A 21,653-nucleotide genomic window follows, 5' to 3' on the forward strand; every position below is an offset into this window, starting at 1 on the left:
GAGCGGCCTGCCAGCGGCTTTTCGCTGGCGGCCGCAGGCGCGTTACAGATCGTCCAGAATCGCCAGCGCATCGGCCAGCTTCTTCGCGCTGAAAACCTGCATCCCGGCAATCGGTTTTTTCGGTGCATTCCCTGCCGGCACAATGGCGCGTTTGAAGCCATGCTTCGCCGCTTCAGCGATGCGCTCCTGACCGCTGGGCACCGGACGGATTTCGCCCGCCAGTCCCACTTCGCCGAAGATCACCAGATCCTGCGGCAACGGACGATCGCGCAGGCTCGACACCATAGACAGCATCAGCGCCAGGTCTGCACTGGTTTCGGTGACTTTGACGCCGCCGACCACGTTAACGAACACATCCTGATCCGCCATCTGCAATCCGCCGTGACGGTGCAGCACCGCCAGCAGAATCGCCAGACGGTTCTGCTCCAGACCCACTGCCACGCGGCGTGGATTGCCCATCATCGAGTGATCGACCAGCGCCTGAATCTCCACCAGCAGCGGTCGCGTTCCCTCCCACAGCACCATCACCGAACTGCCCGAGGTGACCTCTTCGCCGCGCGACAGGAAAATAGCTGACGGGTTGCTGACTTCACGCATGCCCTGCTCGGTCATGGCAAACACACCCAGTTCATTGACCGCGCCGAAGCGGTTTTTATGACTGCGCAGGGTGCGGAAGCGGGAATCGGCATCGCCATCCAGCAGCACTGAACAGTCGATACAGTGTTCCAGCACTTTCGGTCCGGCCAGGGAGCCATCTTTGGTGACGTGACCGACCATGATGATCGCCACGCCGCGCGTCTTGGCGAAGCGCGTCAGGTAAGCGGCGGTTTCACGCACCTGGGCGACGCTGCCGGGCGATGACTGGATCTCCGCCATGTGCATCACCTGGATCGAGTCGATCACCATCAGTTGCGGCTGCTCCTGTTCGGCGATCAGGCAGATCTGCTCAATGCTGGTTTCCGACAGCATATTCACATTTTCGGTAGGTAATCCCAGACGATGGGCGCGCATCGCCACCTGCTGCAGTGACTCTTCACCGGTGACATACAGGGTTTTCATCCCCTCTGACAACCGGCACATCACCTGCAGCAGCAGCGTGGATTTGCCTGCGCCGGGGCTGCCGCCAATCAGAATGGCGCTGCCCGGCACCACCCCACCGCCCAGCACCCGGTCAAACTCTTTGAAGCTGGTCGAGAAGCGCGGTAACGCCTCCAGGCTGATTTCAGAGAGCTTCTGCACCCGGCTGGTGCCGGCGCTACCGGCATAACCACTCAGGCGCTCGTTACGCGCAGCCGCGGGCGAGGCGGCAATGCGCACCTCGGTGATGGTGTTCCAGGCGTGACAGGCGCTGCACTGCCCCTGCCAGCGTGGGTAATCTGCGCCACATTCGTTACAGACAAATGCGCGTTTTGCCGCTTTGGCCAAATCAATACCTCAGTTAACGCTCTTCGTGGATCAGGCTGCCGGTGAGGATGCAGAACACCCCCATTAAATCGGCATGGCGAATGGTGACCGCAGTCTGCTCATTCACCTTAGGTTTAGCATGGAACGCAATGCCCAGTGCTGAGGCTTTGATCATCAGCAGGTCATTGGCACCATCGCCGATCGCCACCGTCTGTTCCGGCGCGATGTCAAAACGCTGCGCCAGCTTCTTCAGGGTATCGGCTTTGTATTGTGCGTCGACAATCGGTCCCAGCACGTTGCCGGTCAGTTTGCCGTCGCGAATTTCGAGTTCATTAGCCACCACCGCCGACAGATGCAGCTTGTCGCGCAGGTATTCGGCGTAGTAGGTAAAGCCGCCAGACGCGATGGCAACCTGCCAGCCCAGCGCCTGCAGCTTCTGCGTCAGGGTGGTTAAGCCTGGCATCAGCGGCAGGGCATCACGCACCTGTTTCAGAATATTGGCGTCCGCGCCCTGCAGCGTGGCCACGCGCTGACGCAGGCTGGCGGTGAAGTCGAGTTCGCCGCGCATCGCGCGTTCCGTGACTTCGGCCACCTGCTCGCCGCAGCCCGCCAGTTTTGCAATCTCATCGATGCACTCGATCTGAATCGCGGTGGAGTCCATATCCATCACCAGCAGGCCTGGCGTTTTGAGATGCGGAATTCTGCCCAGCGGCGCGACATCCAGTCCGGCGTCGTGCGCCAGCTTGCTGGCAAACGGCGTCAGCGATCCCGCCAGGCGAATCACCTGATACTCATCGACGTTCCAGGCGCTGACGATCACCATGGCAGCACCCAGCTGGTGCTGGTAATCGGTCAGCCGCTGCTTATCCAGCCCGCGACCATACAGCAGCCAGCCGGTACGGCCAGCGCGATAATCCAGCGGCATCACTTCATCACCGCTAAGAGAAAGGGGCAAACCCGGCCAGAGGGAGACATCGGCGGGAAGATCGCACCAGGTTAAACGATTTGGCATCAGAGCTCCTGTAGGGACAACAAAACCACGCAAGAGGCTACCTTGTCTGCGCCGCTTCTGGCAACATAATCTCCAGGCTTTCTGTTGTGATATGACCCGGATGATTAATGGCTAAAACCGCACTGAAATTTCGCTTACATCGTACCGTGATCGTTCTCATCTCGATGGCGCTGCTGGTCGTGCTGATGCAGGGCGCATCCTGGTTCAGTCTCGGCCATCAGGCGGCGCGTTCTGAACAAGTCGAGGAGCTGGCGCATACGCTGACCAGCCAGGTGGCGTTTAGCCTTAAGCCGTTGATGGACAACAGTGAAAATAACCGGACTCAGATAGAAGCCATTCTTAATCAGATGACGGCTAACAGCCGTATTCTGGATGCATCGGTCTATGACGGCGACGGAAGTCTGGTGGCGCACAGCGGTGAAAACATCAATGTACGCGATCGGCTGGCGCTCGACGGCCAGCGCGCGGGCAGCTATTTCAACCATCAGATTGTGCAGCCGCTGGCCGGAAACGAGGGTCCGCTGGGCTTTTTGCGCGTGACGCTGGATACCCATGTGCTGGTCACCGACTCGCACCAGGTCGATAACACCACCAATATTCTGCGTCTGATGATGCTGCTGGCGCTGGCAATTGGCATTATTCTCTCACGCACCCTGCTGCGCCACCGCCGCACCCGCTGGCAGCAGTCGCCGTTCCTGCTCACCGCCAGCACCCCGGTGAAAGAGGATCGGGATGATGACGACGAGAAGAAAGAGTAACGCTCCGGCTGCGGTAAAGATAAAACAAGAAAGGCCCGCACAGCGGTAATGCTGGTCAGTTAAGATTAGATTTGTAAAGGCTGTCACGGTCAAACGTGGCGGCTTTTTTTGCGGGCGGGCCGCAGTGCGGGCCTGAGCACCTCTGCTGCTGCCGGGCCGTCCTCGCGCCGCTCACGCGGTACCTTCGGCTTTGACGGCGTGCCGACGAACCGTTCGGGGATCGGCCCTCCCTGGCCGGCCCCGAACTGTCCACGCTTCCCGGCGTGGACTTCTGGCCCGCCGTCAAGCCTCAGCGCTGCGGATAGCCCTTTCAGCAGCAGAGGCGCTCAGGCCTCCACTCTCGTGCTCTTTTTAACAATACACACTGAAGTTTCAGAGCAGGCCGGTGGCGGGCAGGGGCAGGCAATCCGCAGCGCTGAACAGAATGAGTCTGCCAGGAGAGCCCGCAGGACGCGGGCGAAAGGCGGGGCGGCACAGGATGTGCCATCCCCGGCGGTCCGTCAGGCAGAGGAATGAAGTGAAGGGACCGCGCAGCGGCGCGAGGACCGCCAGCCCCTGCCCGGCACCAGACTGCGTTATCACCTGTCGCTTAACTGACCAGCATTACCGCTGTGCGGGCCTTTTTTATGGGAAAGATGCTGATTTGCGAGGCGTCTTGCGTCAGCCGATGAGCAGCGCTTCCAGCTCGCCCAGCGATTTGACCTGCCAGGTGGGCTTGATATGTTCCGGCAATGGCCGGGTGCCATGATCGAGCCAGCAGGTTTTAATACCGGCATTCATGCCGCCCAGAATGTCTGACTCTGGCGTATCACCCACCATCAGCACCCGCTCACGACCCGGGTTGCCCATCAGATTCAGTGCGTAATCAAAAATCTCTGGCGCCGGTTTTGGCTGGCCGACCTGCTCGGAGATTACCAGCGCCGAGAAGTAATCGCGGAAACCGGTGCGCTCCAGACGCGTCTGCTGCAGCGCAGTAAAACCGTTGGTGATGATGCCCATTTTCACCCGGCCATGCAGCTGGTTCATCAGGCTGACCGCGCCCGGCAGCGGCGTGCAGATCTCTCCCATTGCGCTGAGGAAGCCGCTGTTGAGGATCTCCGGCGCAACGCTGAGCTTTTCGCTCCAGTGGTTGAAACGCTGAGTCTGCAGCTGTAACGCGGAGATAGCACCGTTCTGATAATCGACCCACAGCGGCTTGTTTATCGCCTGATAATCGCTGTAATCCTGGTCGGTGAACTGCACGTCATAACCGGCGAACAGGCGCTGCAAACCGGCATAGGCGTCGAAATGAAAAAGGGTATCGTCGGCATCAAACAGGATGCAATCCCAGTTATCAATCATTAAAGCTCCTTAACACCGCTACGGCGTCAGTGCCATGAGAATGGCATCTTCACGGCCGCTGGCGGTGGGATAATAGTTGGGGCGACGACTGACCTGATTGAATCCAAGCTGCTCATAGAGCGCGATGGCGGGCAGGTTCGAGGCCCGCACTTCCAGCCACAGCGTCAGCACGTCGCGTTTGATCAACTCATCGATCAGATGCTGCAACAGCTGGCGGCCCAATCCCCGGCGCTGAAAAGCGGGATCGACCGCGATGTTAAACAGCGAGGCTTCGTCCAGTACCACCTGCGTAATCGCAAAGGCGGCCATTTGGCCGTCAACGTCGAGACGTAAATTGATAAAGCGCTCGCCCTGATTGCTGGCAAACGTCTTTTCACTCCAGGGAAACGCGTGACTACGACACTCAATGGCGAAGGCCTGCGCCAGATCGTCAGGGGTGAGTAAAGAGATGGCTGTCATGGTTACACATCTGTTGCCAGAGCGCGCGTTTGGCGACGCCGCTGCTGATCAGTTCATTGAAAGAGGCGCTGGTTAATGCCACGCCATTGAAAGTCTGTTCGCTCTCTACGCCGAGCAGCCAGCCCGCGCAGTTCAGCGTCTCCGGCAGCATTTGCAGCTGATCCGGTGTCACGGTCATTACCTGGGCGGGTTGCAGATTGAGGGCATGCAGCACATCGCGCATCAGCGGTTCATGCAAACCGGGGGGCGCGTCAGCGACAATAATTAACTGCGTGTCCGGTGCCAGCGTGACGGCAATTTCGCCCTGAAGCACGCGCGGGCGGCGCAGTTGGTACTGCGTAATTCCCATTTGCTGTAAAAGCCAGTCGCGCCTGGACGTCATGGTGTTACCTGTTCTGCTGCCTGAATGCGACGCTATGCTAGCAAACCCATCGAACATGCGCCAACAAACCACTATAATCCCCGCTCAGATCTTACAGGAGCCCTACATGTCTGCTTTTACCCCGGCCAGCGAAGTCATTCTGCGCCACAGTGATGAATTTACCGCCCGCCATGTTTTATTTGCTGGCGATCTGCAGGATGACCTGCCCGCTCAGCTGGAAACCGCCTCATCGCGCGTTCACACCCAGCAATATCATCACTGGCAAAACCTGAGCCGCCGTATGGGCGAACAGGCGCGTTACGGAATGGTTGCTCAGGCCGAAGATGTGCAGGGCTGCGATACCCTGGTCTACTTCTGGACCAAGAATAAGCCGGAAGTGCAGTTCCAGCTGCAGAACCTGCTGTCGCTGCTGCCGGTGGGCTGCGACGTATTCGTGGTCGGTGAAAACCGCAGCGGCGTGCGCAGCGCCGAAGGCATGATGGAGTCATGGGTGAAGCTGGAGAAGATCGACAGCGCGCGTCGCTGTGGTCTCTACCACGGTCGCCTCGACAAGCAGCCTGAATTCGATGCCAGCACCTTTGGTCACCAGTATCAGCTTGATGGTCTGACGATTCATACCCTGCCTGGCGTCTTCAGCCGTGACGGTCTGGATAGTGGCAGCGCACTGCTGCTGTCGACCTTTACCCCGCACACCAAAGGTAAAGTGCTGGATATGGGCTGTGGCGCGGGCGTGATTGCCGCCTCACTGCCTGCCCGTTCGCCTAAAGTGCGTCTGTGGCTGTGTGACGTGCACGCAGCGGCGATTGAAGCGAGTAAAGCGACGCTGGCCGCCAATGGCATCGAGGGCGAAGTCTTCGCCAGCAACGTCTTCTCTGACGTAACCGGTCGTTTCGACATGATTATCTCTAATCCGCCCTTCCATGAAGGCACTCAGACCAGCCTCGACGCCGCACAGGCGCTGATTCGTGGTGCGGTGAAGCACCTGAATACCGGCGGCGAGCTGCGTATCGTTGCCAACACCTTCCTGCCCTATCCGCAGGCGCTGGATGAAGCCTTCGGCAGTCACGAAGTCATCGCGCAAACCGGGCGCTTTAAAGTTTACCGTGCCGTCTATGGTCGCGGTGCCAAAACGCGCTAAGGGTTTTTCCTGCCGTTAACTGCTTTGCCGGGCTGAAAACGTTGCTTTTTACAGCGATCGTTTCAGCCCGACGAAATAGTTGTTGACGCAAAGAGTAAAATCTCTAGAATGCGCCTCCGTGGTTGTAACATTCTCAAGGTGTTACGGGTATGCGAAGGTGGCGGAATTGGTAGACGCGCTAGCTTCAGGTGTTAGTGTCCTAACGGACGTGAGGGTTCAAGTCCCTCTCTTCGCACCAAAATCACAAGTTTCATATCGCGAGCACTGCGCGAAGGTGGCGGAATTGGTAGACGCGCTAGCTTCAGGTGTTAGTGTCTTAACGGACGTGAGGGTTCAAGTCCCTCTCTTCGCACCATTGCGGTGATATGAACAGACAACTCGATGCGAAGGTGGCGGAATTGGTAGACGCGCTAGCTTCAGGTGTTAGTGTCTTAACGGACGTGAGGGTTCAAGTCCCTCTCTTCGCACCAACGTTGTCATCTTCAGGCCTTTCCCGCTCATCTCTTCTGTTCCCCTGTAGTTTTGTTTTACCCCCTGCTCGTTTTACCTTTTCCAGTTGTTCTGTTTTCCGGTCGCTTTACCTTTTCCAGCCGCTTTACCCCGTTCGCCGGTTTTAACCACTCCGCTTATGTTAATTCAGATGAAAATTCACAGAGACAGCCGCCAGTCCGCCCGCTAACGCCAGACAGGATGGCAGCAGCAGATAGTGACGCAGCCGCTGGTTAAACAGCATCACGACTGTCAGCAGCAGTGCAACCGTCATCACCATCCGCCACTGGCTGAAGCTTGGTTCCCATAAGGCGAACAGCGGCAGCGCAATGCACGGCAGCAACACGCCCCACGCACTATCCAGCTTTTTACCCAGTGCCCAACTGACTCCCCACAGGCCGCAGGCCGCGATAATCGCTATCCCCATGACACCAACCTCAAATGATAAGCATTCCCATTATCATATGACAGTTTTGCCTGCTCTGCAGCCTGTTTTTGTCACGCCCGGCAACGAAGATGACAGACCAGTTGGAAAATGCTAGATTGCGGCCGATAACACCTTTAATAACAACAACAGCAATAATTTGCTCATTGTCTGGCAGAACCTGGTTTTGCCGGCGTGCGCTTTGGTATTTCAGGGTCGTCACGAGTACTTATAATGAAATTACAATCTTATGAAGAACTGAAACAGAGTAAATACCGGCTTTCAGTGATGCTTTTCCTGTTTCTGAATATCGCCGTTTCGCTATTTCATCTGCTGCCAATAATGAGCAGTGAGCAAAGTGAGACGACCCTGCCGGTAATGAGTGTCGCGGCCTTTAGCGGCATTATGTTAATTTCCCTTTTAATATGGCCTAAAGTAAAACTTCCCCTGTTAAATCCTGTGGCGCTGCTGCTGGGAATGCTCTGGGCCTGGCATATTAATTATCGCTTTCATCAGGTGTTCTATTTTGATGGTGGCTTTCTTATTATCAGTTTGATCAGTGTGTTATTTATCAGTGCCATCGCCCTGAGCGATTATCTGGGGGCTTTTTGTCTGCATGTCACGCCACCGGTGCTCACCGTTTTGCTGCTCGACAATGCGCAGCACCTGCCACTGATCCTGCTAACCATTACGCTGCCGCTGATTGGTTTCTCACTACAGCATCTGATGCGCCGCCGTGCCGACAACTTTACTCTGCGCCTGATGCATCAGCTCTACGAAGAGAAAGAGACATTCAGCGACCTCAGCATGCTCGACCCGCTGACCGGGCTTTATAACCGTCGTGGTCTTAAGAACCGGCTGGATAATATTCTGGAAAACCATGCTGGCAGCCACTATGTGCTGCTGCTGGATATCGATCACTTTAAGTCCTATAACGACAATTACGGGCATGCGATGGGCGATCAGGCGCTGGCGCGGGTCTCTGTCGCAATTCGTGATGCGGTGCGTTCACGCGATGTTGTCACCCGCTATGGCGGCGAAGAGTTTCTGGTATTGATGACCAATGTGAACAGTTCCATCGCCATGAAACTGGCAGAGCGAATCCGTCAGTACGTGCTGGATTTAGAAATTCCTCATCTTTTCAATGAAACCGTTTCAACCCACGTCACCATCAGTGCCGGCATCGCGCCTATTTACGATAATGAATTTGACCTGGCGGTCGCCAATGCTGACAGCGCATTATATGTGGCTAAAAATCAGGGCCGGAATACCATTCTTGCCTGGGAAGATTTACCCCGAAAACAGCATCACGCCGCCAGTGAACATGCCTAATTAAACGTAACGCCATCGGTAATCACTGAAGCTTCGGCGCGATATGCCCGGCTCTCTGCTGCTCTGCCCGATCGGATAACTGACCTCAACCCCGCCGTTTTCCCACCCGCAACGACGATTTTTTACACGACTTGTAGAGTTAATCAATAACGATTATCATTTGCTTTCTTATCTACACTTTTCGCGAGTCGTCATGGCAACCGTTTCAGCTCAGGAACAGCGTTTTAACGCTCAGTCGATGATCTTCCGGCAGAATGACCGTCCACTGGCGGAAAGTCTGCATGAGCGGCTGCAACAACAGCGCAGCTATCTGCTTGAATCGACGAAGCTCAGCCAGCCTGCTCCGCGCGACACGCTGACCCTCGCCGCCTGGTCACAATCAGAAGCCTTTACCCCAATTATTCAGCGCTACAGCGATTACCTCTATCGCGATCATCCTGATGCGGTTCGTGAAGCGAAACCGGTGCTGTCACTCTGGGCGCAATGGTATTTTGGCCTGCTGCTGCCAACACTGATCATGGCGCTGTTGCAGGAGTCGCGTGCGCTGGACTGCTCGCCAGAGCATATCCGCGTCGGTTTTCATGAAAATGGTCATCCGGCCACTTTCTGGATCGATGTCCAGGAAGATGAAGAAGCGCGCTACCTTAACCCTCAGCAGCGTATCGATCGGCTGATTCAGCAGCATCTGATCCCGGTAGTCAATGGTATTACGCAGCATGGTGATATCAACGCCCGACTCATCTGGAACAATATGGGCTACTCATTCCAGTGGTTCCTGGGTGAGCTGAAAAGTCAGATCGATGAGTCGCTGGTGCTGCAACTGGAGCAGGCGCTGTTCTTCAACCAGCGGCTGCTGGATGGCAGCGAAAATCCGCTCTACCGCACCATGATCCCACGTAATGGTGAACTGGTCCGTCGCAGCTGCTGCCAGCGTTATCGCATTCCCGATGTCGAACAATGCGGCAACTGCACCCTGAGCGGCAGCTAAACAGACTTAATTACGCTGAATTCTCCGTTTATCTCGTTTACAGGCACTGAGGCTTGTGGCAATTTTTACGCCTTCGATCAGCCTGGAGAGAAAGATGAGCCTGGAGTCCGTGCGCCAGTTCTTCGCCGAACACGCCCCTGAAATTGAAATTATTGAACTGGCCGAAAGCACTGCGACGGTCGGGATGGCTGCCCGCGCCCATGGCGTGACGCCAGGAGAGATTGCCAAAACCCTGTCACTGAAAGTGAAAAACGACGTGGTGCTGATTGTGACACGAGGCGATGCCCGGCTGGATAATCGCAAGCTGAAAGCGGCGCTGGGGGCGAAAGCGCGAATGCTGAGCGTGGACGAGGTGATTAACTGGACCGGCCATCCGGTGGGCGGCGTCTGTCCTTTCGGTCTTGAGAATCCGCTGACCGTTTACTGTGATGTTTCACTGCGCAGTTTCGAGGAAGTCCTGCCCGCCGCCGGCGCTATCCACAGCGCCGTCCGCATTACCCCACAGCTGATGGCTGAACTGACTAACGCCCGCTGGATCGACGTGTGCGAAGCAATGTAATGCCGGGTATCAGCTCACACAAGCCCTGCACCTTCTGCCCGCATCCTGATGCCGCTGACAAACTGACAGATACCGTCAGCGTTTGATGGCCACAGCGCCCTTCTGGAAACCGATCCGCCGCCGCCAGCACGCGGGCGAGTTAATCGCCCACGATATCAGGATTTCAGGCGCTTAAATGCCTGCTCAATAATCGACAACAGCAGCGTGTTATCGACACGATGCAGCACATGTACCGATGCGCCGCACTGCTCAGGCACGCCGACAGTGAGCCGAAGGGGCTGACGATAACGCCAGCTTTTGCCGCGCGTCGCACCGGGACGCAGTTCGATATCCACCCGGTAATCGATGCCTGAAGCGACCCGCTGATTCAGCAACCAGGCGACCACCAGCGCATCGTGGATCCAGCATCCCGCCAGCTGCCGGGTCGCCATCGAATAGTCGATCCACGGACGCAGCGTATCGCGCACAAATTCGGTCAGTGGATGATCGACGGCGGTCAGGCGGGTCAAATCCTGCTGGGTCAGCAGCGTCTGCGTGGTGACATCCATCGGAACCAGCGTTACTGCTGCACCACTGTGCAACACCTGATGGGCCGCTTCCGGATCCAGTCCAAAATTGGTGTCTTTGATATAATCATCCAGCGTAAACACACCGCCCATGATGACAATTTCCGCCACAGCGTCGGCCATGGCGGGATAGCGCTGCATTGCCAGCGCCACATTCGTCAGCGGGCCAATCGCCACCAGGGTAATCTCGCCCGGATTGTCGCAAATCAGTTTGCCGATAGCGTCAGCAGCATCAAACGCATCCGCCGCGACATCCGCTGGCTGGCGCACGCCCTGCCACATCTCACCCAGCGCAAGCTGATTGACCCGGTTATCCAGCGTCTCGCGCCACGGCGCAGGATCTTCCTGTAGCGCCTGCGTCGCCCCCTGGATTACCGGGATAGATAATCCCAGCCGGACGATCAGATCTTTGGCGACGCGCGCGCCAACTTCACATGGCGTGTTACCGGCCACGGTGGTGATCAATTCCAGCGACAGTGCAGGTGAAGCTAAGGCCAGCGCAATCGCCAGCCCATCATCGGTGTTGGCACCCGCGATACCGTTGCCGGGATCGCAGTCAATAATAATTCTTTTCATATTTTTATAGGCTAACTCTGGCTTTGCGGCTCACAGCCGCAGGATTCACCGATTTCAAGGTAGTGTGGAAACTCCTTTAATTGCGCTTCGCTCTGTCCCTCTTTCAGCATATGAATCGCAGAGCGAGCCATCTCACGCAGTGGCTGGCGCACGGTCGTTAATGTCGGGACGTGAAACGACGAGTGATTGGTACCGTTAAAACAGACCAGCGCCACATCCTGTGGCACACGGATCTGATGTTCGGAAAAGGCGCGAAGCGCACCAATCGCCTGACCTTCGTTGCTGGTAAACAGCGCACGAGGCACACGACCCCGGGCGATCATGGTTTGTGCCGCAGCGTATCCGCCCTGTGGGGTGTAGCTGGCGGGAAACATCAGCGATTCATCAATCGGCAGACCGCGATCCTGCATGGCATCACGCCAGCCCTGAATACGATCCTGCGCGTTAAGCATATCCACCGGGCCGCTGATTATGCCGACCTGCTGATAACCATGACTCAACAGATGTGCCGTCACCTGCCAGGCGGCCTGACGCTCATTGACCCGCAGCATGTTAACGCCCGGCTGAGGCTCAACCCGCTCCAGCATGACCAGTGGCGTACCGCTGGCTTTAATCAGGTCAATGTAAGGATGGCGATCAACGCTGTTGTAAAAGAGTCCATCGACCTGCCGATTCAGCAGTCCCTGAATTAACTCCAGTTCGCGCTTGCGGTCATCACCTGCATCACCCAGCAGCATGACGTGGCCGTGATTCATCGACTCCTGCAACAACACGTGCGCCATTGAGGCCACAAAAGGATTGCCGATGTTGGGCACCACCAGCCCGAAGGTTTTGGTGTTACCGGAAGCCAGTGCGCGTGCTGCCGCATTTGGCCGGTAACCGGTGGCTTTAATCGCCTCCAGTACCCGCTGACGGGTCGCCTCGGCAACCGGGCGAGGCCCGTTATTGATGACATAACTGACAACTGCCACTGAGGTGCCTGCCGCTTTCGCAACTTCACTGCGGGTCACTTTTCCCGTTAACGACTTAGGCACATCACGTTCCTCCATAAAAAAACAGGCCGCTTTACACGGCCTGCTGCTTTTCGCGCTATCCTGGCAGATGGCATCCTCAGGCAAAGCTAGATGGCATCTTCAGGCAGATTGAGATCCCGCCCTCGCGTTTCAGGCGCGACAAAGGTGGTAAAGAACCCAATTGCGGCCATCGCCGAGAAATAAACCGCAATCGGCCACCAGTGACCGGTATAAGAAAGCATAGCAGCGGCAATAAGTGGTGCGGTTCCGCCGGACAAAATGGAACCCAGTTCTTTAGCCACTGCCATTTTGGTGTAGCGATGATGAACGCCGAACATCTCCACGCCCCATGCCGCCTGCACACCAAAAATACCCAGCGACGCCAGCGCCATACCGACCACGATAACCGGGATCACCAGCATCGGTTCACGCGTGTCGAGCAGCGTAAAGGCGGGCCAGGCGTAGAACATCAGTAACAGACAGAACACGCGATAAACCACCCGGCGACCAAAGCGGTCAGAGAGCCAGCCCGCTAAAGGAATGATCAGGAAACCCAGCAACGACGCGAGGAACACCGCAGTGGTTGGTACGGACTTGTCGACCATCAGCACCTTCGCGACGTAACCGACGATGAAGCCCTGCGCCAGATAGGAGGGGCCATTTTCGCCGATACGCAGGCCAACCATGGTCCAGAAGGCACGGGTACGCTGGAAGAAAGGCCGCTGATCCACCACCGGAGCGGCCAGTACGCCTGCGCGTTCCGCTTCCATTTCCGCTTTTCTGCGCTCAAACACCGGTGTTTCGCGCAGATGACGTCGAATCCACAAGGCAACCAGCGCAATCAGCGCACTGCTGAGGAACGGAATACGCCAGCCCCACTCCAGCAGGCTCTGCTGATCCATTTGTACCACCAGCAACCAGACCAGCGAAGCCAGCAGTGTGCCGCTGTTAGAACCCAGCGCGATCACGGAGGAGATCAGTCCGCGACGCTCTGTCGGCGCATATTCGCCCAGCATCACCGTCCCGCCCGATAACTCCGCGCCAGCGCCAAAACCCTGCGTAAAGCGCAGCAGAACCAGACAGGCAGGAGCCCAGACGCCAATAGAGGCATAGCTCGGGATTAAGCCGATCAACGTCGTGGAAGCGCCCATCAGAATGATGGTGGAGATCATCACCACCTTTCGGCCTTTGCGGTCGCCGAGCCAGCCGAAAAAGAGTGCGCCGATAGGCCGGGCAACAAAGCCGACTGACCAGGTAGCAAAGCTGGAGAGCAGTGCCATGGCAGGGGTTGATTCCGGAAAGAAGACGTCGCCGAAGATAATACCGGCCGCCAGGCCATAGAGCGCGAAATCTGCGTACTCCATTGCCGTTCCGAGCCAGCATGAGAAAGTGGCGCGCCAGAAATCTTTGCGGCCTGAAGGGGTGTTAAACCGCTCATCGGCGGCTGAAGTGGATGACAGTGATGCCTGCTGATTAACGGAGTTGTGTGCCGTCATAACCCTATCCCTGAATGAGTATGCAGATCGATAAACGCCCGTCCATGGGTCGATTCCCTGATAAAAGCGGAAATTCCCCGGTGACGACGTTCAGTTGACTAACCATGATGAAAGGTTAAAGGATTCCCTGGTGTTGGAATCTTGTTCTTCGCCCCATTTCGCCGGTGTATTTTTCACCGGTCGCTTAAACTGAGCGAATGTAACTTAACAATCGATGGGCCTACTGTGCATCGGGCACCGTGAGCAATCACTGGGGAACTAGTGTATCTACGCGCGTAGATAAATCAATAGATCCTGATGAAAATTATTAGTAAAACTTCACTATCACATCCCGTCATCACGCATTTTTAGCGCAAATTCAGCCAGTTACCCGCAACACATCGCCTGAAAAAAATCACCATCGACTATAAGTTACCATTTTCTCTTATGATTAAGCGTTATAAGACTGACTAAAATCCTTTCATCGGGCTCTGTTGTCGCACACGCCTGTGACCATGAGATGACACGGGTATTTATTCTGAAAAATCGCTGTAAGCGCAGACAATACGTTACTCTGACAAAAAGTCCGGGCAGAGGTGTTATGACCATTATTCTGATGCGACATGGTAAACCCGATCATCAGGCGGCAGGTCGCCAGAGCGTGCAGGCGCTGGCAGACTGGTGCGAAGCCTACGATCAGTCACAGGTCAGTGACGGGCCGCCGCCGCGCAGTATTGAGATTGCACGTCAGGCCGCGGTGATTGTCTGTAGTCCCCTGCCCCGCGCACAATCCTCCCTGAGCCAGCTCGGTCTGCAGCCCCATGAGGTTGATGCCGTGTTCAGCGAAGTCGCCGTGCCACTGCTGCGAACCGGCGCGGTGCAGTTGCCTACCCTGTGCTGGCTGGCCCTGTTGCGGCTATTGTGGTTCTGCGGGTATGCGGGTGAAGCGGAGTCGCTGCAACATGCGCGCAGCCGCGCCTCCGCGGCGGCAGAGAAGCTGATCGATCACTCACGGCATGGTACGGTGCTGCTGCTGGGTCACGGCATCATGAACAAGATGATTGCGCGCGAATTACGTAAACGCGGCTGGCAGGCGGAGAAGCACGCCAGCAGCCGCCACTGGAGTTCCGCGATCTATCATCGTCCGTTTATCTGACCGATCGGAAAATAACCCAGCACCTCACAGCCCGTTCCGACACGCGGCGTGGCAATCACTTTACGCTGCGCCAGATCGATGACGCTCAGCGTGCCATCATCCTGATTGGCAATCAGCAGCTGTTGCCTGTCTGGCGTAAAACAGCCATCCATCGGCATTTTACCTACCCGGATGTCGCCCAGCGGATTCAGCAGATCGTCAAACAGCGTCACCAGCGGTTCCTGATCCCCTATCGCCACCAGCTGCTCGCCATCGGCGCTGAAGCGTACCACCTGACAGGGCCGCTCATGACCCGGCAGCGTCAGGCGCTGGCGAATGCGGTGGCTTTGCCGATCGATCACATAGAGCAACGGTGCATCAGCGGCGCTGGCGACCAGATAGGGGTGCTTCGGAGAGGCAGCGATGCCCGCAATCGGACCGGGCAGCAGGATGGTGTCGATGACCCGCCCCTCTGCTTCACAGAGATCCACCACGGTGATGGTCGCATCCTCTTCGTTATCGGTGAACAGCTTGCGGCCGCTGGGTGACAGCGTCAGGCGATGCGCGTTGTGAGAAGGAACTGGAATGATTTTTTCCACTTTGTCGCTCTGCGGATCGATCACCGCCACTGCGGCACTCTGCTCACAGCAGAGATAGACTTTGCCATCGCGGCCCAGCTGCCCGCTGTGGGGTGCCCGCAGCGGCGACAGATCGATAAAGCCGCTGATCTCCCGACGCTGTAAATCGATAATCGCCACTTTGTGACCCGGATGCGGGTTATTACCATGAACGCCGTCGCCAAAAATGGGTACATAGGCTTTACCCCAGGGGGCCAGCATCAGGAGTTCATGCGGCCGCGGTGGAAAAGCGTTCAGTTCCCGCTCGACCGCGAAGGTTTCCGGATTAAGAAACAGGACGCGATTACCCTGCTTATCAACCGCCAGTAACCCGTAAGATTCACTCTGCATGCGCGCTCCTTTCTCAGTAAGTTCTTCTTAAGCGTAGACAATCCTCTTCAGGCTGTCTGATTCCGCGGATTGATGAGCCGGGCTTACACCACCAGTTAAGTACAATAGCCACTGTTCCTGTGGCCCGGGCCGCAGGATAACACGCAGGTTAAGAATAATATTCAGATATTCCTTAACTGCGTTTATTCCCGCATTTAAATAAATGATTAACAGTGACGACATTATTATTTTCATAACGTGACCGGATTATTTCCGTATTATCCTAAAGTCAAAAAAAGACATAGCTAATGTGTAAATAATGTTTTATTAAAAAGGTGCAGTGCAATTAAACAGCCGTGAGGAAACTATCGCGCGCTCCAGCACTGCGTCGCCACCAGGGAAAACTATTCATTAATTCCCGCACTCATCGGGATTGCAGCCAGTATGCAATGTCGGCCGTTCCCGCCTCTGGCGGAACGGGCAGAGCCTGCACTATGACGGGAAAATAAAAATAACAGGTGTACCATGACTTCACATCGCCAACGTCCAGCGCATAAAATCTGGCGTAACTGGAAAAGAATATCGTTCAGTAGCCAGATGTTATGGAATAGAAAACAGCAGAAACTCTGTCGGGCTCCGGAATATGATCCGGGTCAGGAAGATAATGTCGTATTGATCGCACAGCAGAAAGACCTGCCGGAGATTCCAAAAATCGTCTGGATGGTCTGGCATAACGATCACCTGCCTGCCTCGATGGCGCTGAATATCAGTAAAATCCGGCGGGACAACCCCGACCACCAGGTTTATCTGATTACGCAGCGCACCCTGTCGCAGTGGCTGCCCGATCTCAACTTTATCTCTTCCGATCTGACGCTGGCACATAAAAGTGAAATCATCCGGCTTGAGCTGATTCACCGTTATGGCGGCATCGGCATTGATTGCAGCACATTGCTGTTTGAGAATCTCGCCTGGGTGCATCGCGTTCACGAAGCGCGGTCAATGGATCTCATTGGTTACTATGGCGAGCAATCGACGCTGAACCTGCTTGCGCCGATCACCGAGAGCTGGTTTCTTGCTGCCGCCCCGCAAAATCCCTTTATCCGCGAATGGCTGAAACAGCTGGCACCGGTTAAAAACGTCGGTATCCGCAACTATTTCCATGAGCTGAAGAAGCGTGATGATTTTCCGCTGATTGTGCAGAATATGGAGAATCCGTCTCGTCAGCTCCTGTCGCTGGCGCAGCAGGTTGCGATGCGGGAATACCGGCGGGCGAATCTCTATCTGCGTAAAAGTGAAGCCAGCGCCTGGTTCTATCAGCGCCTGCATGCCGACAGCAGCAGCGCCTTTGCGCAGTCAGTGATGTTTCAGCAGCGGCCACAGACGCCGCCACCCATTATAAAATTAACCGGCAACGAGCGGCTGCATCTCGACTTCAATCTGCGGCTTGGTTTATATAACCGCAGCAGCCTGATTGGCGAGATGATGCACACCACGCCACCTGCGCTGGCATTGCCTTCAACGGTCAAAGCGCGCGCGTAGCCAGTGTGTAAACGTGGTGACCGCGCGGGGCACCTGCGCCGCCCAGGGTCGTACGATCCACAGGCGAGCGGCAAAGGCCTCAACCGGCTGCCACGCAGGCAACACCTGCTGCAATGACCCTGCTGCCAGCGCCTCCCGGGCGCTGAAATCGGGCAGCATAGCGATCCCTAACCCCTGCAGGGCCGCATCGCGTATCGACTCGCTGTTGTTAGTGGCAAAGCTGCCCTGGATCCGTATCTGGACCTGTTCGCTATCCGCGGTGGTGGTAAACCGCCAGCGCGGTGATTCGACGCCGCGTGGATAGTAAAGGCAGTTATGCTGCGCCAGATCCTGCGGCGTACGCGGTATCCCCTGTTCGTTGAGATAGGCGGGTGATGCCACCAGTAATGTTCGCGTGTCACACAGCGGCAGTGCCACGTGGGTTTCCGGCAGGGTGTCGCTGTGTCGAATGGCCAGCTCAAATCCCTCGCTGCTCAGCGACACAATGCGGTCAGTCACATCCAGTTGCAGACGCACCTGCGGATAATCACGCAGAAACTCACCGATAATCGGCACCAGTTGCTGACGGGCAAACGCCACCGGTGCGGTAATGCGCACCAGGCCACGGACCGGCCCGGCGGTGTCCCGCACGCTGAAAAAACTCTGTTCAATGCGGGCAAAAGGCTCGCGTAGCTCCTCCACCAGCTTCTCACCGGCAGAGGTCAGCCGCACGCTGCGCGTAGTGCGTTGTACCAGCAACACACCGGCCATTTCCTCCAGCTCTTTAATTTTCTGACTCATCGCCGCCTTGCTGACGTCGAGCCGCTCTGCCGCGCGGGTAAAGCTGCCCTGCTCTGCCAGTACGGTCAGCCAGTGCAGATGATCCCACAGCGTATCCGTTTTCATCTCTTTCATCGTGATTGTTCACTATAGTGAATAATCATTTCAGGCTACGCGCTTTTTCCCGCCGGATAAAGGGGTCACCATAGGGTTCTTAATCACCGGGAGGAATCCGCTATGCCACTGCTGCAATTTGATGTTATCCAGGGTCGTTCAGAATCAGAGCTTCGTACACTGCTGGATGCGGCACACCGCGCCGTGCTCACGGCCTTTAAGGTGCCGGAACGAGATCGCTACCAGATTGTTCAGGAAAACAAGCGCTATCAGATGGTGTTTCAGGATACCGGACTGGGATTCAGCCGGAGCGATAATCTGGTGATGGTGCGGGTCTATACCAGCCCACGCAGCAGTGAACAGAAACAGCTGTTTATGGCTGAGCTGGCGCGTGAGCTGCGTGAGCATTGTGGTGTGCAGGGCAACGATTTAATGATCAGCTTTATCACCAATGACAAAGGTGACTGGAGTTTTGCCGACGGCGAAGCACAATATCTCACCGGCAAACTCTGAAAATCGCCCTGACTTCTGCTCTGCTGACGGTGCGCGCCAGCCACCGTCACGCCTGATAACCTCACTTCTGAAATGACAATAAACCAATCTGCTCTTCACCGCACAAATCGGGCCGGATATGTTGCAGCCGGATTACAGCCAATATAGATTGTCGAAAAACCATCCCCCGAAGGTGGCCGGTTGCGTGAAGCCTCGCGTAGCCCTGAAGAGAGGATTTGCCGTTGTCCGAATTGGTGTCCGTCGCGTTGTTTCTGGCCGCTATTGCAATCTATTCCTGTAAAGCCGGGCGTAACAAATTCTGGTTTATTGTCGTTCTTATTCTGCTGGTGCTTTTCGTTGTGCTGAACGCCACCCTCTATGCCAGCAACTATTTTACCGGTGACGGCATCAACGATGCGGTGCTTTATACCCTGACCAACAGTCTGACCGGCGCGGGTATCAGTAAATATGTGGTGCCGGCGATTGGGCTGATCATCGTGCTGTTTCTGCTGTTCTGCCTGCTGTCGTGGATTCTGCGGCGGCGTAAGCGTCCGCATCACATGGGCTGGTCGCTGCTGGCCGCCGCCTGTGCACTCGGCTCGGTGCAGACCACCCCGGCCTTTCGCCAGGTCGCGACCCTGATTGTGTCGCATACCCAACTGGCAGATTCTGACTTCGACAACTTCTATAAAGTGCCGCGTAATCGCATTGAACAGCCGCACCTCAACGTGGTTTACATCTATGGTGAAAGCTTAGAGCGCACCTATTTTGACCCTATCGCCTTTCCCGGCTTAGCGCCGGAGCTGAGCCGGCAGAAAGAGCAGAGCATCGACTTCAGCGAAACCGAACAGCTGCCAGGTACCGATTACACCATTGCGGGCATGGTCGCCTCACAGTGTGGCATTCCGCTGTTTGCCCCGTTTGATGGCAATGCGTCAGCATCGCTCTCCAGCTTCTATCCTCAGAACGTCTGTCTGGGCGACATCCTGAAGAACTCTGGCTACGAGAACTGGTTTATTCAGGGTGCCGATCTGCGTTTCGCCGGGAAAGATGTCTTCCTGAAATCACACGGTTTTGATCCCGCTAACCTTTATGGTTCGCAGGAGCTGAAAAGCCGCGTCGCCGATCCCACCTACCGTAATAACTGGGGTTATTACGACGATACGGTAATGGATGAGGTGTTTGAGAAGTATCAGGAACTCTCTCAGGCCGGTAAACCTTTTGCGCTGTTTACGCTGACCGTCGACACCCATCATCCTGACGGATTTATCTCACGCAGCTGCGATCGCAGGAGCTACAGCATTGAGGGCAAACCGAATCAGTCATTCAGTGCGGTCGCCTGCTCGCAGGAGCATGTGGCGCGCCTGATTGCGCGCATTAAAGCGTCGCCGTGGTTCAAAAACACCGTGATTGTGGTGAGCTCGGATCATCTGGCGATGAACAACACTGCGCATCCGTGGCTGGTCAAACAGCCTCGTCGCAATCTTTTCATGGTGATCCGTGGTGACAAGCCGCAGGCGGAATTGATGGAGGCGAAGCGCAGCACGCTGGATAACGGCGCCACGCTGCTCGATATTCTCGGCGGCGATAACGCGATTGGCCTGGGCCGCAGCAGCCTCTCATCGCTTTCACTCTCCACCCAGTTCAACGATATGAAGAGTAAGGTGGCGAGCTGGAAGCCCGACATTATCCAGCTGTGGAACTTCCCGAAGAAGATAGACAACTTCACGGTGGATCAGGCGAAGAATATCTTCAGCTTCTCGGGGACCACCTTCAAATTGCCGATTCTGTTCCGCATCAGTGATAAGCACGTTGAGCCGATGCCGGAGGGGGAATATTCGGCACCGCTGCGCTATCAGCTGGCGGATTTCGCCTCAGCCGATAAATTCCTCTGGGTGGATCGCTGTTTTAAAATGGCGCGACTCTGGCAGCCTTCGCTGGCACTCTCCGGCGATCTCTGTGTGGCGATGGGACAGCTCGGCGGCACGCCGTCGGTGACGCATGTCGACAAACCGCAGTGGAAAGGCAAAGTCCGTTTCCCCGAGGGCGCTATCAGCGATGCGCGTTACCAGCAGAACCTCGCGCAGATCCGTATTGAAGATAACAACATTCGCTACAGCGCCGATAGCTTCCGGCTCGACGTGCCTGGCGCGCCGGAGAGTGTTAAAAGCTTCAGCGGCATCTCACGGCCAGAGAGCTGGGGACGCTGGTCTAACGCTAATCTCGCGCCCGAGGTTCATATCGACTATATCGATGCGCTGCCCGCGAAGTTCGATCTGGTGATCACCGCGCGTGCGTATGGCCCCAATGCGCACCGGGCGATTCCGGTTCGGGTGGGCGATCAGCAGCAACTGCTGTCGCTGAGTGAAGAGATATCGACACATACCCTGCATTTTGATAACCCAGGCGCCAGCCATCGTCTGGTGATTGCACCACCTGAACCGCAGCTGAGTAACACCGGCAATATCACTGGTCAGGATCCGCGTAAACTGGGCATCGGCATGGTTGAAATTAAAATCGTGCCACAGCCCTGACGCCCGCTTTTCTCTTTCCGACTCTGCGGATTTCCGCAGAGTCGCCTCATCCTGCCATCAGCTAAATGTTGCGAGACAGCCCGCACTCTGCTGCACGTTACTTGTTGTACTAATTGATATTTTTCGGCGAGGCGCGCAAAATGTAACCGGCTTAGTGGCGATACGTCTTTTGCCTGTCATGATGCCGTTATCGCTGAAGTGCACAGGGAGGTGTCGT

General features: G+C 56.3%; 20 protein-coding genes and 3 tRNA genes. 12 read left to right on the forward strand and 11 right to left on the reverse strand.

What is annotated here, in order from left to right:
- Window positions 1–42: 42 nt before the first annotated feature.
- Together radA and serB are read right to left on the reverse strand one after the other, a co-directional pair.
- On the reverse strand, window positions 43–1,425 hold the full coding sequence (radA, locus tag ACXKZD_RS16465; RefSeq protein WP_031593287.1) for a DNA repair protein RadA: 1,383 nt from the start codon (window positions 1,423–1,425) through the stop codon (window positions 43–45).
- A 13-nt stretch (window positions 1,426–1,438) separates the two neighbouring features.
- Window positions 1,439–2,416, reverse strand: coding sequence for a phosphoserine phosphatase (serB, locus tag ACXKZD_RS16470; RefSeq protein ID WP_010253608.1), 978 nt, complete (start codon window positions 2,414–2,416; stop codon window positions 1,439–1,441).
- 107 nt (window positions 2,417–2,523) lie between these two features.
- Between serB and ACXKZD_RS16475 the strand changes: the two genes are divergently transcribed.
- Window positions 2,524–3,174, forward strand: coding sequence for a YtjB family periplasmic protein (locus ACXKZD_RS16475; RefSeq protein ID WP_089414591.1), 651 nt, complete (start codon window positions 2,524–2,526; stop codon window positions 3,172–3,174).
- Between the two features lie 660 nt (window positions 3,175–3,834).
- Here ACXKZD_RS16475 and yjjG read toward each other — a convergent pair.
- From yjjG to ACXKZD_RS16490, 3 genes are read right to left on the reverse strand one after another with little or no spacing between them, the layout of a single operon-like run.
- Window positions 3,835–4,515 (reverse strand): pyrimidine 5'-nucleotidase, encoded by a 681-nt coding sequence (gene yjjG / locus ACXKZD_RS16480; RefSeq protein ID WP_488981739.1) that lies wholly within the window; start codon window positions 4,513–4,515, stop codon window positions 3,835–3,837.
- Window positions 4,516–4,533: 18 nt separating this feature from the next.
- The gene (gene rimI, locus ACXKZD_RS16485; protein WP_010671713.1) at window positions 4,534–4,974 is read right to left on the reverse strand and encodes a ribosomal protein S18-alanine N-acetyltransferase; all 441 of its coding nucleotides are present in this window, start codon (window positions 4,972–4,974) and stop codon (window positions 4,534–4,536) included.
- Complete coding sequence (locus ACXKZD_RS16490; RefSeq protein ID WP_022625367.1) at window positions 4,946–5,356, reverse strand: DNA polymerase III subunit psi; 411 nt, start codon at window positions 5,354–5,356, stop codon at window positions 4,946–4,948. Before ACXKZD_RS16490 ends, rimI begins: the two co-directional genes overlap by 29 nt.
- Before the next feature lie 106 nt (window positions 5,357–5,462).
- On the opposite strand from ACXKZD_RS16490, the gene rsmC reads away from it, so the two are divergent.
- The 4 genes from rsmC to ACXKZD_RS16510 all read left to right on the forward strand — a co-directional run bounded on the left by rsmC (window position 5,463) and on the right by ACXKZD_RS16510 (window position 6,964).
- Complete coding sequence (gene rsmC, locus ACXKZD_RS16495) at window positions 5,463–6,494, forward strand: 16S rRNA (guanine(1207)-N(2))-methyltransferase RsmC (protein ID WP_010253598.1); 1,032 nt, start codon at window positions 5,463–5,465, stop codon at window positions 6,492–6,494.
- Window positions 6,495–6,645: 151 nt separating this feature from the next.
- Window positions 6,646–6,732 (forward strand) — tRNA-Leu (locus ACXKZD_RS16500).
- A 30-nt stretch (window positions 6,733–6,762) separates the two neighbouring features.
- Window positions 6,763–6,849: transfer RNA gene (locus tag ACXKZD_RS16505), tRNA-Leu, on the forward strand.
- Window positions 6,850–6,877: 28 nt separating this feature from the next.
- Window positions 6,878–6,964 (forward strand) — tRNA-Leu (locus tag ACXKZD_RS16510).
- A 161-nt stretch (window positions 6,965–7,125) separates the two neighbouring features.
- Here ACXKZD_RS16510 and ACXKZD_RS16515 read toward each other — a convergent pair.
- Entirely contained in the window at window positions 7,126–7,410 is a 285-nt protein-coding gene (locus ACXKZD_RS16515; protein WP_010251467.1) for a DUF1435 domain-containing protein, read from the reverse strand.
- A 231-nt stretch (window positions 7,411–7,641) separates the two neighbouring features.
- Here ACXKZD_RS16515 and ACXKZD_RS16520 point away from each other — a divergent pair, with 231 nt between their 5' ends.
- The 3 genes from ACXKZD_RS16520 (at window position 7,642) to ACXKZD_RS16530 (ending at window position 10,286) form a co-directional block, all read left to right on the forward strand.
- Entirely contained in the window at window positions 7,642–8,739 is a 1,098-nt protein-coding gene (locus ACXKZD_RS16520) for a GGDEF domain-containing protein (protein ID WP_010671715.1), read from the forward strand.
- A gap of 193 nt (window positions 8,740–8,932) precedes the next feature.
- Window positions 8,933–9,727: a siderophore-iron reductase FhuF gene (gene fhuF / locus ACXKZD_RS16525; protein WP_010251473.1), complete on the forward strand. Its 795-nt coding sequence runs from the start codon at window positions 8,933–8,935 to the stop codon at window positions 9,725–9,727.
- A gap of 94 nt (window positions 9,728–9,821) precedes the next feature.
- Entirely contained in the window at window positions 9,822–10,286 is a 465-nt protein-coding gene (locus ACXKZD_RS16530; protein ID WP_010251476.1) for a YbaK/EbsC family protein, read from the forward strand.
- A 155-nt stretch (window positions 10,287–10,441) separates the two neighbouring features.
- Here the strand turns inward: ACXKZD_RS16530 and ACXKZD_RS16535 are convergent, their stop codons facing one another.
- The 3 genes from ACXKZD_RS16535 to ACXKZD_RS16545 all read right to left on the reverse strand — a co-directional run bounded on the left by ACXKZD_RS16535 (window position 10,442) and on the right by ACXKZD_RS16545 (window position 13,937).
- Entirely contained in the window at window positions 10,442–11,428 is a 987-nt protein-coding gene (locus ACXKZD_RS16535; RefSeq protein ID WP_031593280.1) for a nucleoside hydrolase, read from the reverse strand.
- Window positions 11,429–11,439: 11 nt separating this feature from the next.
- Window positions 11,440–12,462, reverse strand: a complete 1,023-nt coding sequence (locus ACXKZD_RS16540; RefSeq protein ID WP_029519642.1) for a LacI family DNA-binding transcriptional regulator — start codon at window positions 12,460–12,462, stop codon at window positions 11,440–11,442.
- Between the two features lie 86 nt (window positions 12,463–12,548).
- Window positions 12,549–13,937, reverse strand: a complete 1,389-nt coding sequence (locus tag ACXKZD_RS16545) for an MFS transporter (protein WP_010251485.1) — start codon at window positions 13,935–13,937, stop codon at window positions 12,549–12,551.
- Window positions 13,938–14,517: 580 nt separating this feature from the next.
- Between ACXKZD_RS16545 and ACXKZD_RS16550 the strand changes: the two genes are divergently transcribed.
- Entirely contained in the window at window positions 14,518–15,072 is a 555-nt protein-coding gene (locus ACXKZD_RS16550) for a histidine phosphatase family protein (RefSeq protein ID WP_052271132.1), read from the forward strand.
- Here ACXKZD_RS16550 and ACXKZD_RS16555 read toward each other — a convergent pair.
- Entirely contained in the window at window positions 15,054–16,019 is a 966-nt protein-coding gene (locus ACXKZD_RS16555) for a beta-propeller fold lactonase family protein (protein WP_488981740.1), read from the reverse strand. The two genes, ACXKZD_RS16550 and ACXKZD_RS16555, sit on opposite strands and share 19 nt — an antisense overlap.
- Before the next feature lie 504 nt (window positions 16,020–16,523).
- Between ACXKZD_RS16555 and ACXKZD_RS16560 the strand changes: the two genes are divergently transcribed.
- Window positions 16,524–17,537 (forward strand): glycosyltransferase family 32 protein, encoded by a 1,014-nt coding sequence (locus ACXKZD_RS16560; RefSeq protein ID WP_010251493.1) that lies wholly within the window; start codon window positions 16,524–16,526, stop codon window positions 17,535–17,537.
- Here ACXKZD_RS16560 and ACXKZD_RS16565 read toward each other — a convergent pair.
- Window positions 17,514–18,431 (reverse strand): LysR family transcriptional regulator, encoded by a 918-nt coding sequence (locus ACXKZD_RS16565; protein ID WP_201500109.1) that lies wholly within the window; start codon window positions 18,429–18,431, stop codon window positions 17,514–17,516. The two genes, ACXKZD_RS16560 and ACXKZD_RS16565, sit on opposite strands and share 24 nt — an antisense overlap.
- A 102-nt stretch (window positions 18,432–18,533) precedes the next feature.
- Here ACXKZD_RS16565 and ACXKZD_RS16570 point away from each other — a divergent pair, with 102 nt between their 5' ends.
- Both ACXKZD_RS16570 and opgB read left to right on the forward strand, forming a co-directional pair.
- Window positions 18,534–18,923: a tautomerase family protein gene (locus ACXKZD_RS16570; RefSeq protein ID WP_010251498.1), complete on the forward strand. Its 390-nt coding sequence runs from the start codon at window positions 18,534–18,536 to the stop codon at window positions 18,921–18,923.
- Window positions 18,924–19,144: 221 nt separating this feature from the next.
- The gene (gene opgB, locus ACXKZD_RS16575; protein ID WP_488981741.1) at window positions 19,145–21,436 is read left to right on the forward strand and encodes a phosphatidylglycerol--membrane-oligosaccharide glycerophosphotransferase; all 2,292 of its coding nucleotides are present in this window, start codon (window positions 19,145–19,147) and stop codon (window positions 21,434–21,436) included.
- The last annotated feature ends 217 nt before the right edge of the window (window positions 21,437–21,653 follow it).

Source organism: Pantoea sp. ABR1s (genome assembly GCF_057812235.1).

What these genes read in the sequence shown, in the direction of transcription:
- ACXKZD_RS16550 (WP_052271132.1), top strand. Translation starts at nt 14,518, where the DNA reads ATGACCATTATTCTGATGCGACATGGTAAACCCGATCATCAGGCGGCA.
- rimI (WP_010671713.1), bottom strand. Translation starts at nt 4,974, where the DNA reads ATGACAGCCATCTCTTTACTCACCCCTGACGATCTGGCGCAGGCCTTC.
- ACXKZD_RS16530 (WP_010251476.1), top strand. Translation starts at nt 9,822, where the DNA reads ATGAGCCTGGAGTCCGTGCGCCAGTTCTTCGCCGAACACGCCCCTGAA.
- ACXKZD_RS16545 (WP_010251485.1), bottom strand. Translation starts at nt 13,937, where the DNA reads ATGACGGCACACAACTCCGTTAATCAGCAGGCATCACTGTCATCCACT.
- ACXKZD_RS16490 (WP_022625367.1), bottom strand. Translation starts at nt 5,356, where the DNA reads ATGACGTCCAGGCGCGACTGGCTTTTACAGCAAATGGGAATTACGCAG.
- ACXKZD_RS16515 (WP_010251467.1), bottom strand. Translation starts at nt 7,410, where the DNA reads ATGGGGATAGCGATTATCGCGGCCTGCGGCCTGTGGGGAGTCAGTTGG.
- ACXKZD_RS16475 (WP_089414591.1), top strand. Translation starts at nt 2,524, where the DNA reads ATGGCTAAAACCGCACTGAAATTTCGCTTACATCGTACCGTGATCGTT.
- ACXKZD_RS16560 (WP_010251493.1), top strand. Translation starts at nt 16,524, where the DNA reads ATGACTTCACATCGCCAACGTCCAGCGCATAAAATCTGGCGTAACTGG.
- ACXKZD_RS16555 (WP_488981740.1), bottom strand. Translation starts at nt 16,019, where the DNA reads ATGCAGAGTGAATCTTACGGGTTACTGGCGGTTGATAAGCAGGGTAAT.
- ACXKZD_RS16520 (WP_010671715.1), top strand. Translation starts at nt 7,642, where the DNA reads ATGAAATTACAATCTTATGAAGAACTGAAACAGAGTAAATACCGGCTT.
- serB (WP_010253608.1), bottom strand. Translation starts at nt 2,416, where the DNA reads ATGCCAAATCGTTTAACCTGGTGCGATCTTCCCGCCGATGTCTCCCTC.
- fhuF (WP_010251473.1), top strand. Translation starts at nt 8,933, where the DNA reads ATGGCAACCGTTTCAGCTCAGGAACAGCGTTTTAACGCTCAGTCGATG.
- ACXKZD_RS16535 (WP_031593280.1), bottom strand. Translation starts at nt 11,428, where the DNA reads ATGAAAAGAATTATTATTGACTGCGATCCCGGCAACGGTATCGCGGGT.
- ACXKZD_RS16570 (WP_010251498.1), top strand. Translation starts at nt 18,534, where the DNA reads ATGCCACTGCTGCAATTTGATGTTATCCAGGGTCGTTCAGAATCAGAG.
- ACXKZD_RS16565 (WP_201500109.1), bottom strand. Translation starts at nt 18,431, where the DNA reads ATGAAAGAGATGAAAACGGATACGCTGTGGGATCATCTGCACTGGCTG.
- yjjG (WP_488981739.1), bottom strand. Translation starts at nt 4,515, where the DNA reads ATGATTGATAACTGGGATTGCATCCTGTTTGATGCCGACGATACCCTT.
- rsmC (WP_010253598.1), top strand. Translation starts at nt 5,463, where the DNA reads ATGTCTGCTTTTACCCCGGCCAGCGAAGTCATTCTGCGCCACAGTGAT.